Annotated in this window: 17 protein-coding genes, 1 other RNA gene and 1 pseudogene; 12 read left to right on the plus strand and 7 right to left on the minus strand. The window is 58.7% G+C overall.

Going from position 1 to position 18195, the window contains the following annotated elements:
* The 4 genes and pseudogenes from FYB76_RS26950 to FYB76_RS27165 form a co-directional block, all read left to right on the plus strand.
* The coding region (locus tag FYB76_RS26950; RefSeq protein ID WP_229297108.1) for a hypothetical protein at positions 1-321 on the plus strand (321 nt) is incomplete at its 5' end.
* Between the two features lie 165 nt (positions 322-486).
* Complete coding sequence (locus tag FYB76_RS26110; protein WP_077237608.1) at positions 487-1209, plus strand: Crp/Fnr family transcriptional regulator; 723 nt, start codon at positions 487-489, stop codon at positions 1207-1209.
* A gap of 77 nt (positions 1210-1286) precedes the next feature.
* On the plus strand, positions 1287-1727 hold the full coding sequence (locus FYB76_RS26115; protein ID WP_039784351.1) for a hypothetical protein: 441 nt from the start codon (positions 1287-1289) through the stop codon (positions 1725-1727).
* A 724-nt stretch (positions 1728-2451) separates the two neighbouring features.
* A pseudogene (locus FYB76_RS27165) lies at positions 2452-2691 on the plus strand (IS21 family transposase); the annotation flags it as partial.
* A gap of 27 nt (positions 2692-2718) precedes the next feature.
* Here the strand turns inward: FYB76_RS27165 and FYB76_RS26120 are convergent.
* From FYB76_RS26120 to FYB76_RS26135, 4 genes are all read right to left on the minus strand, one after another.
* Positions 2719-2874: a hypothetical protein gene (locus tag FYB76_RS26120; RefSeq protein ID WP_229297109.1), complete on the minus strand. Its 156-nt coding sequence runs from the start codon at positions 2872-2874 to the stop codon at positions 2719-2721.
* Between the two features lie 14 nt (positions 2875-2888).
* A complete protein-coding gene (locus FYB76_RS26125; RefSeq protein WP_154135560.1) occupies positions 2889-4154 on the minus strand; it encodes an ATP-binding protein in 1266 nt (421 codons plus the stop codon).
* A 1-nt stretch (position 4155) separates the two neighbouring features.
* Complete coding sequence (locus FYB76_RS26130; RefSeq protein ID WP_154135561.1) at positions 4156-7002, minus strand: TrlF family AAA-like ATPase; 2847 nt, start codon at positions 7000-7002, stop codon at positions 4156-4158.
* Positions 7003-7065: 63 nt separating this feature from the next.
* On the minus strand, positions 7066-7281 hold the full coding sequence (locus tag FYB76_RS26135) for a hypothetical protein (RefSeq protein WP_154135562.1): 216 nt from the start codon (positions 7279-7281) through the stop codon (positions 7066-7068).
* A gap of 216 nt (positions 7282-7497) precedes the next feature.
* Here FYB76_RS26135 and FYB76_RS26140 point away from each other — a divergent pair, with 216 nt between their 5' ends.
* Entirely contained in the window at positions 7498-7881 is a 384-nt protein-coding gene (locus FYB76_RS26140; RefSeq protein ID WP_370516429.1) for a helix-turn-helix domain-containing protein, read from the plus strand.
* A gap of 20 nt (positions 7882-7901) precedes the next feature.
* Here the strand turns inward: FYB76_RS26140 and FYB76_RS26145 are convergent, their stop codons facing one another.
* Positions 7902-8948 carry a site-specific integrase gene (locus FYB76_RS26145; protein ID WP_229297110.1) on the minus strand — a complete coding sequence of 349 codons (1047 nt, stop codon included), beginning with the start codon at positions 8946-8948 and terminating at the stop codon, positions 7902-7904.
* A gap of 110 nt (positions 8949-9058) precedes the next feature.
* Here FYB76_RS26145 and dusA point away from each other — a divergent pair, with 110 nt between their 5' ends.
* From dusA to FYB76_RS26170, 5 genes are all read left to right on the plus strand, one after another.
* Complete coding sequence (gene dusA, locus FYB76_RS26150; protein WP_154135564.1) at positions 9059-10078, plus strand: tRNA dihydrouridine(20/20a) synthase DusA; 1020 nt, start codon at positions 9059-9061, stop codon at positions 10076-10078.
* A 66-nt stretch (positions 10079-10144) separates the two neighbouring features.
* On the plus strand, positions 10145-11266 hold the full coding sequence (gene ribBA / locus FYB76_RS26155) for a bifunctional 3,4-dihydroxy-2-butanone-4-phosphate synthase/GTP cyclohydrolase II (RefSeq protein WP_154135565.1): 1122 nt from the start codon (positions 10145-10147) through the stop codon (positions 11264-11266).
* A gap of 75 nt (positions 11267-11341) precedes the next feature.
* Entirely contained in the window at positions 11342-11827 is a 486-nt protein-coding gene (gene ribH / locus FYB76_RS26160; RefSeq protein ID WP_145604707.1) for a 6,7-dimethyl-8-ribityllumazine synthase, read from the plus strand.
* A 104-nt stretch (positions 11828-11931) separates the two neighbouring features.
* Entirely contained in the window at positions 11932-12402 is a 471-nt protein-coding gene (gene nusB, locus FYB76_RS26165) for a transcription antitermination factor NusB (protein ID WP_088757280.1), read from the plus strand.
* A gap of 111 nt (positions 12403-12513) precedes the next feature.
* Positions 12514-13695, plus strand: a complete 1182-nt coding sequence (locus tag FYB76_RS26170; protein WP_154135566.1) for a pyridoxal phosphate-dependent aminotransferase — start codon at positions 12514-12516, stop codon at positions 13693-13695.
* Positions 13696-13803: 108 nt separating this feature from the next.
* On the opposite strand, the gene FYB76_RS26175 is transcribed toward FYB76_RS26170, so the two are convergent.
* A complete protein-coding gene (locus FYB76_RS26175) occupies positions 13804-14796 on the minus strand; it encodes a lytic transglycosylase domain-containing protein (RefSeq protein ID WP_154135567.1) in 993 nt (330 codons plus the stop codon).
* A 463-nt stretch (positions 14797-15259) separates the two neighbouring features.
* Here FYB76_RS26175 and ubiD point away from each other — a divergent pair, with 463 nt between their 5' ends.
* Positions 15260-16744, plus strand: a complete 1485-nt coding sequence (gene ubiD, locus FYB76_RS26180; RefSeq protein ID WP_154135568.1) for a 4-hydroxy-3-polyprenylbenzoate decarboxylase — start codon at positions 15260-15262, stop codon at positions 16742-16744.
* A 163-nt stretch (positions 16745-16907) separates the two neighbouring features.
* An RNA gene (gene ffs, locus FYB76_RS26185) (signal recognition particle sRNA small type) lies at positions 16908-17006 on the plus strand.
* A 178-nt stretch (positions 17007-17184) separates the two neighbouring features.
* Here ffs and FYB76_RS26190 read toward each other — a convergent pair.
* Complete coding sequence (locus FYB76_RS26190; protein ID WP_154135569.1) at positions 17185-18189, minus strand: glucokinase; 1005 nt, start codon at positions 18187-18189, stop codon at positions 17185-17187.
* Positions 18190-18195 lie beyond the last annotated feature (6 nt).

Here is an 18195-nt window from a genome sequence, read left to right on the forward strand (position 1 = left end):
AAACTGGACTTAAGCCCTCTGAGCCCACCCCCAAAAGCATCTCTGCTCAGAGGGCTATTTTTCCCTTCTGCTTGCCAGATGGAGATACTGATGCCATTTTATGAAACGTCCCGAAGTGATTCGAATTTTCTCTTTCAACTTCGATACTCTAAAAATGCGAGGGGATGGTCATTAAATCGGATGCAGATAATCAAAGATTATGAGACGCTTTACTCGCAGGTTCTCGAAGAGAATTATTCCAGAACAGAAGCTCTCGCCATTGCATATGGGATTAATAGATGTGAATCTTTTGTCAGGGCAATTTCGGTTCGCAAGGTGTGAGTTAGCTACATACAATCAAACTCGACGGCGTTTGCAGCTATCGTCTTGGCAACCTGTTTTGCTAAACGCCCCACAATGTTCGATATAGAACATATAGAAATTCTTCTGTTCGTACTGCTCTAGGGTATAAGAGCTCCAATGATCCCTAAACTGACTGAATTTCCTATGCCCAGCTCGGAATTACCTCAAAAGAACCGTTTGCTGGCAGCTCTAACTCCAGATGTATTCCAACGCATCCAGCCCCAACTGGAGTGGGTCTCCCTTCCCTTAGCCACAGTTCTGTATGAGTCGGGGGATAAGCTCCAGCATGTCTACTTTCCCACTGACTCGATAGTGTCCTTGCTTTATGTCATGGAAAATGGTGCCTCTGCGGAGATTTCTGTGGTGGGCAATGACGGCTTTGTGGGTATCGCCATATTGATGGGAGGAGAAAGTACCCCTAGCAGAGCGGTCGTACAAAGCGGCGGCGGGGCCTATCGCCTGTCCGCTAGGAGATTCAAGGAAGAATTTCACCAGAACATTCAATTTCTTCATCTCATGTTGCGTTACAGTCAGGCACTTTTGACCCAGATGGCCCAGACTGCCGTTTGCAATCGACACCACTCCATTGATCAGCAGTTGTGTCGATGGTTACTGCTTTCACTGGACCGTCTCTCGGGAAATCAACTGATCATGACGCAAGAGCTTATTGCCAATATGTTGGGGGTACGACGGGAAGGCGTAACCGAAGCGGCTGGAAAACTACAAAAAGATGGTGTGATCGAATACAGCAGAGGACATTTGACCGTACTTAAACGACAGAGATTGGAAGAGCTTTGCTGCGAGTGCTATGCAGTTGTTAGAGACGAGACAAATCGTCTTTTCCCGTATACGTGCTTTGACAAATAATCCTAGTTTTATAGGATCTTCGTTGCGTCTTACCATCGACGTCAATGTTTCATCTTTAATTCTATGAATGGGAAGGAATGCTAGCCGATACAGAAATTGTTAAAGCCAGGATCACTCAATCAGAGGTGGAGGCCGCCGCCTTAAAGATCCATCAAATTTTAAGTGCCCCGTTCTCGGACTTATCGTTTGGGGAAATTGTGTTTTTACCTGGCACCGAAAAATATGACCTGATAATGAAAGGATACTTCGGCATGATTAATGTTAGATTTTCCTTCGGCCGTACAAGGATAGGGGGACGTATTCGTTATGCAGGACAATATCGGTTTCTGTTTGTTGAACCGGACGGGGCTCAAAGAACACTGACAAGCTTCAAGTTTGATTCCATAGGAAGGGTATTGGATTTTGTGGAACTACCTAATCTTCTGAAGTTGAATCCAGAAAATAGCGGCCATGCCAAGTCCTTAATTTTGAACAAGGTAATTGGAGAGTGGGTTCGGTCAATTCCCTCGCTCAGATAAAGCAGCTTTTTGATTTTCTCGCAAACTCCCTCTTTCCATTTATTGGCGAAGAGCCAGGCCAGATGGCGACGTTCTAACAGATCACAAGGTTTAGTTCGATGCGCTCGAGGCCAAGCTGCCTGATCGGCGGCAGATGCCCAATAACAAGAGGATCAATCATTGCGGGTTACCTCCCGACTGATCGGGGAAATTGAATGGTTCAAATTCCTGGCGATAACTCGCACTCGGCGCTTGCTTCAACGCAGACTCTACCTCCTTCGACTTGCCACCGCGCGACACATGCCCGTACAGAAATTCCCGCATATGACAATTGATGATCCGCGCAAGCACTTCCCAACCATCGCGTGCCCTTAAGAGGCGGCATAGATCAGTTGCCTAACGCTGCATTAGCCCTCTGGCCAATAATGGTAAGGCCCGCTCTGACGGACGGAAACAGAAATTTTCCTAACGCGCGGGAACGCCGCCCTGATGGTTCCTATGCCTTCAGAGGCTGCGCGTGGATGGCAGGAGGAAGCTTGGAGTAATTGTAATAAATGCAATTATTTTGTCTTTTTTAGCCCGGCGCGCGCGGTTGCCCCCACCCCGCGCCTGCCCGCTAAATAGGTCGGTTTTGACTCAAATTTGCGTCGCCCGCCGGGGCATGTCCGGTCTAGCACGGCCGCCTAACAGACGTACGTCAAATCTGACGCATTTTGACGCACTTAGGACGCTTTTTTCACGGTTGGACATCTCTCGAAACACGGTTCGTCGCTATATCCGATCCGGAGCGATCGAGCCATCCTACTCATCCAGGCGATCATCCAGTGCCCTAGATGAATTCGCGCCTCGACTTTCAGCCTGGCTCAGCGCCGAGGCGGTCAAATCGCGCAAGCAGAGACGAACCCTGAAACAGATGTTCCTGGACTTGAGGGAGCTGGGATATGAAGGGTCGTACGACCGTGTGGCAGCCTTTGGGATGCAATGGAAGGTGGGTCAAATGGAAAGGGTCAATTTAGCGCTGGGTCATTTCAGAGGTCAACTCGCCTCGCTGCTGCAGCTTGGCTAGGTCAAGGTTCAGCTCATCCCAGGTCACATAGACCCGACCTTCCTGAACGAACTTCTGTTTGTATTCACCGTGCGAGCCTGCACGAATCAGCCAAATCGCCATGCTTGCTCCAGCTCCTATCCTTCAGTCAGCGTTGCAGCAGCTGGAATGATCAGCAGGAGCTCTGAGTCATCAACCATGCGGTACACCGGCCGATTTCCAGACAAGCGCTCGCTCTGATCCAAGATGATCTGAACACCCTCACCACGCTTGTCCATCATGGCACTGCGATCGGTGATCGCTCTGTCGGGCTCCGGTAATTGGCACTTGGCCAGCAGGCTGGTGATGGCCTCGTTTCGCGCGGCTTGACGGTAGGGAAGGCTATCCACAGTCATTGTGTTTGGAATGGCGCCTGGCGAAGACAACTCCAGCCGATCTGAAAACATCCGAAGTCGAATCTTGGCGCCATGTATTGAGTAGTCCCGGTGCGCAACAGCATTGACCAGCGCTTCGAAGACAGCCGTCATGTCGTACTGGGGCAGATCGTGTCGTCCCTCGTCTTTCGTTGCATAGACTTGCATGTTCTTTCTAACAAAGTGGCAAGCTGCCAACACCTGGGCATCAAGTGGCCCAATGATGTCCTGGGCATCGAGCTGATAGGCCGAGTCACCCTGCGGCAGTACCTCGGTGCCACGGTAAGCCACGGCTTGAATGAACGCATTCGGCAACCACCGGCGAGGATCGGCACTGGCCATCAGTACGCCGGCAATGGTCGGCCGAATTGCTTTGTCGGCATCGGGGCGCGCCATGGCCAGTTTGTCCAGCAGCACCTCGCGCGTATCTTGCACGCGAGGACTGGCAAAACGTTGCCAGAGGTCATCTGCAAGGTCATCGAGCGTGGCGCCAGGCACCGGCTGCTCGTCGAAGCGGATGATGCGCGCCTGGCTGCGTTGCTGGAAGAGACGCGCCAGATAGTCCGGTGCCATCTCGCGCTTGGCACTGCCCACGCGGTGCAAATAGCCACCAGGGCTTCTATGCACGAACAGACTGCCCGTGACATCGATCTTTAGCACCGGCAACTGCTCGCCGGAACTACTGGGTAGATTCAGCCGCTCGATCACTGGTGCGAGCGACGGGGTGATGCTGTCCAGGCAAATCTGCCGGACGAAGTCCTCCACCAGGTCGAGACGCTCAATCGGAATACCGAGCACTTCACGGGTGTCGTCCACGCCTAGCACACACACACCACCGCGACTGTTGGCGAATGCAGCAAGCTCATCGGCGAGCGAGTCTCTATGCGGAGCCGACACCCTCTGACCAGCAAAGCGGACTTCCTTCAACTCCAGATAGGAGTCCTCTCCCAAGCGAATCTTGTCGATCAAGTCCGCGATGTTGTCGAACATGTCAAGCCTCTCTTCCTAGGCGTTGGTAACGCCGTTCAAACGCTTCTTCGCCGCCTTCCATCACTTGGCAGACTTCGCGGCGCATAGCCTGATCCTGCAACGAGCCGGTTTGCTTCACATGGCACTGGTGGTTGAAGTCCAGTACGTGGATCAACTCTGCATCGCCATTGACCACGATGTTAGGGTTGTGGGTCACGATGATGAGCTGGCGGCGCAGCTTGTTACTGCGGATTTGTTGCACGACCAATCCGTAGATCAGGTGGTTATCCAGGTCATCTTCTGGCTGGTCGAGCACCAAGGGTTCAGTGCCGTGCGCCAGCAGGAAGGCCAGCATGGCCGCCGCGCGTTGGCCGGCGGAAGCCTGGCCGATGGACTGAAAGTCCCGCCCGTCTCCCTTGCGGCTGTACTCCACCTGCATACCGTCTTCGGGGAACCAGCACAGGATGTGATCGATGAACTCCGGGCGCTTGTCGGCTTCTGCTTTCAAGAACTTGTTGAACCAGCCTCCAAACTCAGCCTCGCCACGGCAAGCTTGCAACAGGCGTTTTTTCTGAGTCAGCAGTGCCTGCTCGAAGGCCGCTGTGTCCCACTCGCCCGGCTGCTCGACCAGATCAACCGTGCCCAGCAGATCAGCCACGAGGCCTTTGGGGGATGTCCCCTCTTGCTCCTGATATAGGTCGTCTACGTACTTGCCTTCAGCCGCCCCGAGCACATCCCGCAGAGAGCGCTCTATACCCTGCGCGTCCCGGCTGTACGGAATCAGTTCGATACGCACAAAGGGATTGCCTTGCAGCGTCGCCTGTAGAAACACACTGCGCTGGGCACTGATGGCACGGCGGGTTGATTGCACCTGCTCCAACAGCGACTTGGCCTTCTCGCGCAACTCGATGTGCTGCTTCTGCAAGGCTTCCAGCTTCTTCAACTCGGTTTCCAGGCGCTGCTTCTCTTGCACCAGGCGACCATACTCGCTGGGATCGCTGACGCCTTGTTGCTGCAAGTCAGCCTTGAGCTGCTCGTAAGCCGCCTTGGCCGTGCCGATCCGCGCAAACCAGGGCGAAGCCTCCAGTTCTCCCCTCAGGGCTTGCCCGCGTTCCTGCATCGCGGTTGCCGCACTCTCAACTTCCTGCCGTGCTTTGGTGACCGCAGCGTGCAACGCCTGGACAGCGCTCAGTGCCGGGCTGTCCTCGGCGGCATCGAACAAGCCATCCGGCAAGTCTTCGGCCAACAGGTCGGAGGCAAATGCTTTCATGCGCATCGCCAGTTCAGCGGAAGCTTCAAACTGGCGTTCCAGCTCGCGGCTTTGCCGACTGGTGCGCTGGTAGTTCTTCAGCACTAGCGCATGGTCCGCGCCTTCAAAGCGGGCCAGCTTGCGCTGCACATCCTGAAGGGCAAGCGTCAGCGTTTCGCGCCCTTGCAGCTTGCCATTCAGCTCGCGCAGTTGCGCCCGCGCGGCCAGGAACGCACGCTTGGCTTCGTCAAAGGCTGTCTGTTGCGATTGCGTGCTTGCTGCATCGTCGATGACCTTCAGCAGAGCTTGCTGGCTGTCGGCAGCCAGCGCCGCAATCTGCCCTTGGCTGAACAGGCGCACCGGAAATCGTTGTGTCGTGATGGCTTGGCCGGACGAGGGCTTGAAGCCACCCGTGGCAGGGTCCAATTCTTCCACCGCGTGGCCTTGTCCATCTTGTCGCCAGATCAGGCGGTAGGGTGTGCCGTCGCGCTGCACTTGTACGGTGATGATGGTGTCAGCCCTGAGTCCGCCTTCGTCAGTGCGGCTCTTGGCGACCTTATCGAAGCGGTTAAAAGTCTGACCTGCCTCCGAGGTGGCCGAAAGCTCCTTCTCGCGCCGATAGGCAAGACGCAGGGCATGCACGATGGTCGATTTGCCTGTGCCACGACCACCGATCAAGGTATTGAAGTACGGATTGAGTGGCAGCTTGGCAGGCTGCCTGCCGCGCCCCATGTAGCGAGCGTCGCGGATCTCAATCGACTCAATGAAGTGCTCGGGCGTATTGAATGGCGCAAAACCAATGCTTTCGTCGCTGCGCCTAACGGAGACCTCCTGCCCATCCAGCAACGCAAGACGCAAGCCTTCCAGGCTAGGCCGGGCCATCTTGATCCAGGTGTAGCGAGAACCGGGAACGGCTGCTCCTTGGAAGCTGTGGCAATCGCTGCCCACCACGCTGGCAAATCGAGGCTTCAGTTCGTCCAACACCGTGGGCTTGGGGCTGATGGAGGTCGTCCACTCCAGCGCCAGAATCCCGGCTTCGTTCATGACCTGCCTGACTGTGTTGGTATCGATCAGGCATTTGCGTGTACCGGGCTCGACCTGCAGCAGCCCCTTGTCGCTATCGACGTGTGCCGGAATGGCCAGGCCGTCTGCGGCCAGCACACGCTCGACCACCCTGGCGGCCCCCTCGCGGGTAACGCCATCGCTGTCACCACGCGTTCCTTCGTAGTCCACCCTCGCCAGCAGATCGCTGATGGTCTGGCTGGTTGCGGACGGGTCGAAGATCGCAAGAAGATGAAAGCCTCCTTGCACCGAGATTTCTACTCCTGGGAACAGGTGCAGTTCGCGGAATCCGGCACGCGGCGAGCCCGCATCGGCCTCTTGCTTCATCTCTGCATAGGCAGCCTTCAGCGAATCGATCCACTCGCCTGTGTTGTGGTCGGTGACGGCCACGCAGTCGATCCCGGCGGCCATGTACTTGAGCAGCCATTTTTGCGGCGTCAGCTCATCCGGCGTGCCGATGGCAGCCTGCCAGGCGCTCGTGTCCTTGGAGGCCGGCGTGTGGGTGTGGAAATCAAACTTCCACCAGCGTGCGCCGGGGTACGGCCAGGTTTGGCTCATGTTCTTCTCCTGATTGCGGCCATCACTCCTCCGCCTTGGTTTGAAGCACTTGCATCAGCGCCTCTACCTCGCCCCGGAACGGACTGGCGTCGAATTCGCTTCCTTCACCGGTTCATCTTGACGATCCAGCTTCAGGTCGTGCGCTCGGGCGTACTCCAGCACCATGATTTCGATCATCGATGCTACCGACCGGCGCTCGCGATCAGCCGCCAAACGCAATAGCTGCTTGATCTCGGCAGAGGTACGGATAGACAGGGTTTCGTGCTTTAGGCGTGACATGGCATCGTCTCGTCAATGATGTGCTGCAAATGTACTGCATTTCGCACAAAATTGACAGAGACTGAGCTTGCTCAGGGCAATCGTGTCACTGTCATCGCCTTATGTTGAGTTGCATCTAAAACTGGCCCACTTCGCCGGAAATTTGCATCCTAAGTTGACCCATGTTTAGACCACAATCCTGCTCATGACAGCGAGCGGGAGAACGGAGTGATAGACGTGGCCCTACTTGGAATTATTCGGAGCTGGTACATCCGCGATCGCATCTCGATCAGGGAAATCTCCCGCCGGCTGGACATCTCTCGAAACACGGTTCGTCGCTATATCCGATCCGGAGCGATCGAGCCATCCTGCCCATCCAGGCGGTCATCCAGTGCCCTAGATGAATTCGCGCCTCGACTTTCAGCCTGGCTCAGCGCCGAGGCGGTCAAATTGCGCAAGCAGAGACGAACCCTGAAACAGATGTTCCTGGACTTGAGGGAGTTGGGATATGAAGGGTCGTACGACCGTGTGGCAGCCTTTGGGATGCAATGGAAGGTGGGTCAAATGGAAAGGGTCAATTCTGCGAGCAAATCAGCAGACGGCGTTGCTGAGGGCAATTAAGATTCGCTCTGTCGTCATCCTCATCCCAAGGGTGGGCTACGATGTAAATCTTTGGCTCGGATCTGCGTATATCTCGCGAGCATTTTCCAATCCCTGTGCCCAGATACCAGAGCGACCTGCTCAATGCTGTAACCCTGCTCAAAGAGGCGTGATACTCCCTCATGCCTCAAGTCGTGAAACCTTAAATCTTCGATCCCCAGTGATTTGCAAGCACGTGGAAAGAGGCTACTTACCGTCCCCTCCGTGACGGGGAAAATCCGTTCTTCCTTGTCAATCTTTGGTTGCCGCTTGATGATCGCGAAGGCGTCGCCTAGAAGTGGCACCTCTTGATCGTTCCCAATCTTAGTGCGAGGGTGCTTTCGATTTCTGATTATGATGGTCCGATCCTGTTCGTTCAGGTCGGCCCATCTAAGGTTGATGATCTCGCTCAAGCGCATGGCGGTGTCGACTGCGAATGCAATAAGATCGGACATGGGTACCTTTTGCCGGACCTTAACCGCAAACCAAGTGCTGATGTTCCCCAGCTCTATCTTCGTTGGCCGCCTGGTGCGCTCTTTTGACCTGGTCGACAAGCCGATGTGATCCATATAGGCTCGCGCTTGGGCGATTGCGTCCAGATTGACCGGCCAGCGCCAGATGTTCTTTGCTGCCTTCAGGATGCTGCTTAGATATGTCAGGTCAATGGCAATCGTAACGCCGCCTGCACCGGCACCCTTTCGTTCCTTTACGTAATCGATCAGTGCGTCCCCTGTCAGCTCCGGCATGGTCAGCTTGCCGAGGTAACGTTTCAAAGTTGCCAATACTGCCTTTTTGTTTTTGCCCAACGGTTTAACCTGGGTCTGCTCCTCTACATAGCGGTCAATAGCGGCGCTGAGGGTCTTGTCTGCTATGATACGGACGTCCTGAAATTTGAGCGCCCGCATGTCGGCTTCCTGCCGCGAAGCCCAATCTTGTGCCTGCGCCTTTGTGTCGAACATCTCGCTCTGCGCGGGAAATCCCTTCCTCCGAATCCTCGCACGCCAACGCTTGCCAATTTTCTGGAATGTCGCCATCTGTTTTTTGTCCAATTTTTGTCCAATGGCGAATGATAAACCATTTATTTTCGTGAAATATCGTGAAGTGTGAAGTGGTCAATAAGGCGGCGGAAAGCCGCGTCAGTGCTGGAACTAGCCCGAGTTTGCCGGCTCGAACGATTTCGGTCGCCCCCATGATGGATTGGACCGACCGCCACTGCCGCGTCTTCCATCGCCAGATCACGCGCCACACCTGGCTCTACACCGAGATGGTCACCACCGGTGCGCTGCTGCATGGGGATGTGCCGCGCCACCTGGATTTCGACGAGCAGGAACACCCGGTGGCCCTGCAACTGGGCGGCAGCGAGCCGGCTGACCTGGCGCACAGCGCCAAGCTGGGCGAGCAATGGGGCTATGATGAGATCAACCTGAACTGCGGCTGCCCGTCCGAGCGCGTCCAGAAGGGCGCCTTCGGTGCCTGCCTCATGGGCGAGCCCACGCTGGTGGCCGATTGCGTCAAGGCCATGCGGGATGCGGTGTCCATCGACGTGACCGTGAAGCACCGCATCGGCATCGATGACGTGCAATCCTATGATTTCGTCCGCGATTTCGTCGGCCAGATCGCCGAGGCCGGCTGCAAGACCTTCATCGTGCATGCCCGCAATGCCATCCTCAAGGGCCTGAGCCCCAAGGAGAACCGCGAGATCCCGCCGCTGAAGTACCACTACGCCTATCAGCTGAAGCAGGATTTCCCCGGCCTGGAAATCCTCATCAACGGCGGCATCAAGACCCTGTCCGAGATCGATGAACACTTGAAGCACGTAGACGGCGTGATGCTGGGCCGCGAGGCGTATCACAACCCCTACCTGATGGCGAACTTTGACGCCCGCTACTACGGCGACCTGGAGGGTGGCCGCCAGCCCAGCCGCAGCGAGGTGATCGAGGCCATGTTGCCCTACATCAAGCGCCAGCTGGAATTGCACGGCGACAATGGCCGCGGTCTGCGCTTGAACAGCATCACCCGCCACATGCTGGGCCTGTTGACCGGCATGCCCGGCGCACGCGCCTTCCGCCAGACCTTGTCCGACTCCAAGCGCCTGGCGCTGGGCGACCCGGCGCTGCTGTTGGAAGCCCTGCAACGGTCCCGGGCCACACAAGCGGCGCAAATGGCCTCATTGGCGTAATTGGCCAGCGGAGCAGGCCCGCTATCCTTTAAAATAGCGGGTTCCAATTGGGAAAAGAGCGCGAACATGCCACTTGCTACAACCGAAGAAATCGTCGCCGAACTCCGTGCCGGACGCATGGTGATCCTGGTCGACGAAGAAGACCGTGAAAACGAAGGCGACCTGGTGCTGGCCACCGACTTCGTCACCCCCGAAGCCATCAATTTCATGGTCACGCATGCGCGCGGCCTGGTCTGCCTGACGCTGACCGAAGAACACGTGGACCAGCTCGACCTGCCGCTCATGGCCAGCCGCAACGGCACGGCCTACGGCACCAATTTCACCGTCTCCATCGAAGCCGCCGAAGGCGTGACCACCGGCATCTCCGCCGCCGACCGTGCGCGCACCATCCAGGTGGCCGCATCCAAGGGCGCCAAGCCCTCGGACCTGGTGCAGCCAGGCCACATCTTCCCGCTGCGCGCGCAAAAGGGCGGGGTGCTCATGCGCGCCGGCCACACCGAAGCCGGTTGCGACCTCACCGCGATGGCAGGACTCACCCCGGCCTCGGTGATCTGCGAAATCCTGAAGGAAGACGGCACCATGGCCCGCCTGCCGGACCTGCTGGAGTTCGCTGAAAAGCACAAACTGAAGATCGGTACCATCGCCGACCTGATCCATTACCGCAGCCGCAACGAAAGCATCATCGAACGCGTGGCCGAGCGCGAGATGCAGACCGCACACGGCCGCTTCAAGGCCATCGCCTATCGCGACACGCCCTCGGGCGGTGCCCACCTGGCGCTGGTGCACGGCGACATCCAGCCCGGCCGCGAAACCCTGGTGCGCGTGCACCAGCCGGTGTCCATCCTGGACCTGCTCGAAGCCGGCGTGACCACCCACTCCTGGAACCTGGCCGCGGCCATGCAGGCCGTGCAGGCGGCCGAGTCGGGCGTGATCGTGCTGCTCAACTGTGAAGAATCGGCGCAGCAGATGTTTGACCAGTTTGGCGCCCTCAACAAGGTCGGCACGCCCGCCGCTGCCAAGCCGTCCCGCGCCGACCGCATGGACCTGCGCACCTACGGTATCGGCGCGCAGATCCTCAAGGATCTCAATGTGTGCAAGATGAAGCTGCTGGCCAGCCCCCGCAAGATGCCCTCGATGACCGGCTTCCAGCTCGAAGTGACCGGTTACCAGGCACGCGAAGCCAGCTGAGCAGGCGCACGCAATTCGTCACAAGCACTACGCAACAAGCAATTACGCAAGTCAACCTATCAAGAAGGAACAGCCATGACCATCGGAACCTATGAACCAGACTTCAGTGGCGAAAGCTTGCGCATCGGTATCGTCCAGGCGCGCTTCAACGAAGATGTCTGCCACGGCCTGCTGGCGGCCTGCCTGGCTGAACTGAAGCACCTGGGCGTGGCCGACGAGGACATCCTGCACGTGACCGTGCCCGGCGCCCTGGAAATCCCCCTGGCACTGCAGAAGATGGCCGAGACCGAGCAGTTCGATGCCCTGATCGCCCTGGGCGCCGTCATCCGTGGCGAGACCTATCACTTCGAGCTGGTCTCCAACGAATCCGGTGCAGGCATCACCCGCATCGGCCTGGACTTTGGCCTGCCCATCGCCAATGCCGTGCTGACCACCGAGAATGACGAGCAAGCCGAAGTCCGCATGGCCGAAAAGGGCGCTGACGCGGCCCGCGTGGCGGTGGAGATGGCCAACCTGTCCATCGTGCTGGAAGAACTCGGCCAGGCCACCGAAGAAGAATAATTCATGGACTGCGGCGGGGTGCCTATCCCGCTGCCGTCCCGCCGGCGGGTGCCGGCACTCGCATTCCTTTGTTTCAGTTATCCAAGGCTCCGGCCGCATTCATCATGTCGAACAAAACTCCACACGCCAATTCGAACAAGAACCGCACCCCGCGTCATCGCGCGCGCGAGTTCGCGTTGCAGGGCTTGTACCAGTGGCTGCTCAACCACGAGCACGCGGGCGCCATCGAAGCCCACATCCGCGAAGCCCACGGGTTCGACAAGGCCGACGCCGAACACTTCGATACCCTGCTCAGCGGTGCCATCCGTGACGCCGACAAGCTGCGTGCTGCCCTGGCGCCGCTGATCGACCGTCCCATCAAGGAGCTCTCGCCGGTGGAGCACGCGGCCCTGCTCATCGGTGCCTACGAGCTGCAGAACCACATCGAGATCCCCTACAAGGTCGTCATCAACGAAGCCGTTGAACTGACCAAATCCTTCGGCGGCATCGACGGCCACAAGTACGTCAACGGCGTGCTCGACCGTTTCGCCGCCCAGGCGCGCGCTACCGAAGTAGAAGCTGCCGGCCGCCGCTGATCGCTGCCGGCCTGACGCTCTGCTCGTTTTTGGACGGCGCCGTTGGTTCGGACGCCGTCTTGTCTTTTTTGTCCCCGTTGTTTCCCTTTCCCAGTTGTCTGGAATTAGCGCATGAACCTGAATCAGCTTGCTTCACGTTTGCAGCACATCGCTCCCTTCCACGTGATGGAATTGTCCAAAAAGGCCGAGGTCCTGGCCCAGCAGGGACGCGACCTGATCCACATGGGCATCGGCGAGCCTGATTTCACCGCGCCGCCGGCCGTGGTCGAGGCCGCCACCCGCGCCATGGCCGAAGGCAAGATGCAGTACACCTCGGCTACCGGCCTGCCGGCCTTGCGCACGGCCATTTCGGATCACTATCGCAGCGTCTACGGACTGGAGATCGCGCCGGAACGCATCGTCATCACCGCCGGCGCTTCGGCAGCGCTGCTGCTGGCCTGTGCGGCGCTGGTCGAGCGTGACACCGAAGTCTTGATGCCCGACCCCAGCTATCCCTGCAACCGCCATTTCGTGGCGGCTTTCGAGGGACGCGCCAAGCTCATCGCCAGCGGTCCGGAACATCGTTTCCAGCTGTCGGCCCAGATGGTGCGCGAGCACTGGGGAGACAAGACGCGCGGCGTGCTGCTGGCCTCGCCTTCCAACCCTACCGGCACGTCCATCGTGCCTGAGGAATTGCGCGCGATCCTGGGCGAAGTGCGCCAGCGCGGCGGCTTTACCATCGTCGATGAGATCTACCAGGGCTTGTCCTATGATGGGGCGCCGTTCTCGGCGCTGTCGCTGGGCGAGGACGTGGTGGTCATCAACAGCTTCTCCAAGTATTTCAACATGACCGGCTGGCGCCTCGGTTGGCTGGTGCTGCCGCCGGCCCTGGTGCCGCAGGTCGAGAAACTGGCGCAGAACCTGTTGATCTGTGCGTCCTCGATTGCCCAGCATGCCGCTGTGGCCTGTTTCACGCCTGAAACCCTGGCCATTTACGAAGAACGCAAGGCCGAGTTCAAGCGCCGCCGCGACTACATCGTGCCGGCGCTGGAAAGCTTGGGCTTCACGGTGCCGGTGGTCCCCGACGGTGCCTTCTATGTTTACGCCGATTGCAGCGCGCTGTCCGACGATGCCGACCAGCTCAGCCTGGACATGCTCTACGAAGCTGGCGTGGTGCTGGTACCGGGGCTGGATTTCGGCCCCTTCACGGCGCGCCGCTACATCCGCCTGTCCTATGCGACGTCGATGGAAAAGCTGCAGGAAGCGGTGGCGCGGCTGCGGGTGTTCTTCGAAAGTCGCCGCAAGGCCGCTTGAGGCTGGAAACCAGGAGACGTAAAAAAAGGAGCCCGAGGGCTCCTTTTTTCATGCGTTCTGAATACCGGTAATATTCACATCGCAACACGCCAGTCTGCACAAACCTTGTTACAGGGCAGCGAGTTGTTCTTCCGTCTTGGGCTTGGCGGCCGAGGCGACGTTGTTGGCCGGGGCCTTGGGCTGTTCGGCGCTGGCCGAGACGGGCAGCTTGACGGTGGCCGTGGTGTAGATGGAGATGTTCTTGCCCATCGCCACTTGCTTCAGGTTCTGGTATTCGGACAGCACCTTGATGCCGTAGCCGCCATCATTGGCCATATCAGCTGCGCCCACGTAGCTCTTCAGGCCGGCTTCCACCGAACCGCCACGGGTGACATATTCCTTCAGGATCTGCGAACCGACACGGATGTTGGCCACCGGATTCAAGGCTGCCTTGATGCCGCCAAGTTCCTGGAATTTGTCGTGGTGCACCTTGGCCATCACCTGCATCAGTCCCTGCGCGCCCATCGGGCTTTCGGCGAAGGGATTGAAACGCGATTCGATGGCGATCACCGACAGGATCAACAGCGGATCGAGCTTGATGTCGCGTGCCGTCAGGTAGGCGGCCGACACCAGCATGTCAGCCGCGTCGCTGGCCACGCGATAGCGCTTGGCCAGCCAGTTGGTCACCAGCTTCTGCTGGCGCGGATTGCCGAGCAGCTGGCGTTCCTCCGGCGACAAGGCTTGGGTCGGAACCGCTGCCGGTGCCGTGGCTTGCTGCATCGAGCCCGCCGCAGCAGCGCCCGCCAGGGCACTGACGGTGGCCACCGGCGCGGTCGGGCCCATCAGCTCGGCCAGTGGCGGGGTGGTCGGTGCATCGGCTTCTGCGACCTCTTCAGTGGCATCCGAGAAGGGCGACATGCTGATGAGCTTGTCGGCCAGGTCGGGGTTGAAGAACATCAGGCCCAGTACGAACAGCGCGGCGATACCCAGGATCGTCAGCAGACGATGGGCGATGCCGAAAAATTGAGCAATGCGTGGGTTCCCGGAGAGATTCCGGAAATTCACGCGGCGAACCATCTGCGGGGCGCCCGCTAAAGGCGCCTCGGTAGCTTGGTTGGACATTGAACCTCCTGCATTATTGCGGCAAAAACAGGGCGCGCCTGGCCAAGAAGTGAAGACCAAACGGCTGAACTGTCGCTGCTGCAATCTATTACGTTACCGTCGCAAGGCGTTACGGCAAGGCCATCCGCGAGGCCTGCTGGCCCTGCCGTCGGATGGCATGTTTCGGGGGGTAGGGCTGACGCCCTGGACACACTTCTTGAGTTGCTGGGACCCCGGATCCCTGGATACCTTGCTAGGCTCGACTGTTTTCGATCAAGCCTCTACGAGCCCACGGCTCACCTCTTCGGTTTAGAGTGGGCGCATTGTAGAAGCCACTTTATATCGAGTCAATACTATGAAAATAGTTCTTTATAACTTTTGTGTATCATATTGCGCGTGGCCTTCCTTCAAAAATCAATAGAATCAAGCGTTTGCCGGGGTTACTTGAGCCGGCTGTGATGCAAAAAGAAATTTGTTAAAAAGTATGAAATACACTGATTTGCGCGATTTTATTTCCCAGTTGCAACAAAAAGGTGAGCTCAAGCGTGTCTCGCACCCGGTGTCGTCGCATCTGGAGATGACCGAAATCGCCGACCGCACCCTCCGGGCGGAAGGTCCGGCGCTCCTTTTTGAGCAGGTCGACAAGAAAAATATCCCGGTGTTGGCGAATCTTTTCGGTACACCCCATCGTGTTGCCTTGGGTATGGGGGCCGACAGCATCAGCGAACTGCGCCGCATCGGCCACCTGCTGGCGCGCCTGAAAGAGCCGGAGCCGCCCAAGGGCATCAAGGATGTGCTGGATCTGGGCGGGCTGGTGAAGTCGCTGTGGAACATGGCCCCCAAGGAGCGCGGTTCGGCGCCCTGCCAGGATGTGGTGTGGGAAGGCAGCGATGTCGACCTGTCGCGCCTGCCGATCCAGCATTGCTGGCCGGGAGATATTGCGCCGCTCATCACCTGGGGCCTGGTCATCACCAAAGGCCCGAACAAGAAGCGCCAGAACCTGGGCATCTATCGCCAGCAGGTACTGGGTCCGAACAAGGTCATCATGCGCTGGCTGGCCCATCGCGGCGGCGCGCTGGATTTCCGCGAGCACTGCATTGCCAACCCGGGCAAGCCGTATCCGATCGCCGTGGCCCTGGGTGCCGATCCCGCCACTATATTAGGTGCGGTCACGCCGGTGCCGGACAGCCTCTCCGAATACCAGTTCGCAGGCCTGCTGCGCGGCAGCCGCACCGAGCTGGTCAAGGCCAAAGGCAGTGATTTGCGCGTACCGGCTTCGGCCGAGATCGTGCTGGAAGGGCATATCTATCCGGATGAAAAACACGCCTCGGGCTTCGAGCATGCGCTGGAAGGTCCGTATGGCGATCACACTGGTTACTACAATGAGCAGGACTGGTTCCCGGTCTTCACCATCGACCGCATCACCATGCGGCGCGATGCCATCTATCACTCCACCTACACCGGCAAACCGCCGGATGAGCCGGCCGTGCTGGGGGTGGCGTTGAATGAAGTGTTCGTCCCGCTGCTGCAGAAGCAGTTCGCTGAAATCACCGATTTCTACCTGCCGCCGGAAGGATGCAGCTATCGCATGGCGGTAGTGCAGATGAAGAAATCTTACGCCGGCCACGCCAAGCGGGTCATGTTCGGGGTGTGGAGTTTCCTGCGCCAGTTCATGTACACCAAGTTCATCGTGGTGGTCGATGAGGATGTCGACATCCGCGACTGGAAGGAAGTGATCTGGGCCATCACCACCCGCGTGGACCCGGTGCGCGATACCGTCATGGTGGACAACACCCCCATCGATTACCTGGACTTCGCCTCGCCCGTCAGCGGGCTGGGCAGCAAGATGGGCATCGATGCCACCAACAAGTGGCCCGGTGAAACCAGCCGTGAATGGGGCACGCCCATCGTGATGAGCGACGATGTGAAGAAACGTGTCGATGCCATCTGGCAGGACCTGGGTATCTGAGCGGGCAGGGCGTGCGCTCGATTTGAAGCGCCCATCGCCGAAGTGAAGCTTCTGGCAAAAAGCCGCGTAAATTGTTTAGGCAATTTGCGCGGCTTTTCACTTTCTGATGCACTGCAATGATTTCTCTGGCGGCCAGTGTGTGATCTGGGATACAATGCACCCCGGCGGGCCCCTGCGCATTGTGGCATGGTCAACCTGGTCAGGTCGGGAACGAAGCAGCCACAGCCATTTCCCGCAAGTGCCGCAGACAAGGCTCGCCTCTTATCTCTCTTCTGCTTTTTCTGTTTTTTCTGTTGTTCCGGCAGGTCCTCCCTCTCGTTTCACCTCCCCAGATTTTTTCTTGTTGTCGGGCTGTTGCCTTCTCGCGCGATGCCATGAAAAAAGGCTGACGCGAACCTGCCGCATCAGCCTCCTGCAAAACCTCGCAGCGCTACCTGTTTTTACTCGTGCGGATCCAGCCGGTCGGCCAGGATCGCCGACACGCCCGTGAAGGCCGGATATTGCGCCGTGATCACATAGGTCGGAATGGCCTTGGTCAGCACCGACATGCGGCCCTTGTTCTCGAAGCGCGCGCGGAACGGCGAACGCGCGAAGTATTCGCCCAGGTGCGGCACCACGCCGCCACCAATATAGATGCCGCCGAGTGCACCCAGCGTCAGCGCCAGGTCGGCCGCAACGGTACCGAGCATGCTGCAGAACAGGTCCAGCGTTTCCAGGCAGACCGCATCGCCGTGCTTGAGTGCGCCGTCCACGATCTCGGCGGCCTTCAGTTCAGCAGCCGGATGACCATCGATGGCCAGCAGTGCACGATGGATGAATTCGAGACCGGGCCCCGAGACCAGGCGTTCAGCCGAGACGTGTTCATGGAATTGCCAGGCGTAGGCCAGCACCGCTGCTTCACGTGCATTGGCCGGGGCGAAGGCGACGTGGCCGCCTTCGCTGGCCAGCGGCAGCCAGTGGCCGCCACCGCGCACCAGGCCGCCCACTCCCAATCCGGTGCCGGCACCGACCAGACCGACCGGCTGGCCTGCCTTGGGCGCGCCCCCGCCGATCTGCTGCAGCTCGTCCGCACGCAATTGCGGCACCGCCATAGACAGTGCCGTGAAGTCATTGACCACCAGCAGCAAGTCGAAGCCCAGCAACTGGCGCGCCGCCTCGATGGAGAAGGCCCAGTCGTGGTTGGTCATCTTGATCTGGTCGCCTTGCACCGGATTGGCGATGGCCACCACCGCGTGTTTCACAGCGGGCTGGCCGGCCAGCTTCAGGTAGGCCTGCACGGCGTCGGTGAATTGCGGATAGTCGGCACCGCGCAGGACCTGCACCTGTTCTATCTGCCCGGGTGAAGTTTCCAGCGCAAAGCGGGCGTTGGTGCCGCCGATGTCAGCCAGCAGGCGCGGGCCGGCGGCGTGGGGGGGCTTGCTCGGGGAGGCAGGGGGGTCGTGCATCGTCGG

Origin of the sequence: Herbaspirillum sp. CAH-3 (assembly GCF_009668275.1) — a bacterium.
Lineage (GTDB): Bacteria > Pseudomonadota > Gammaproteobacteria > Burkholderiales > Burkholderiaceae_D > Herbaspirillum > Herbaspirillum aquaticum.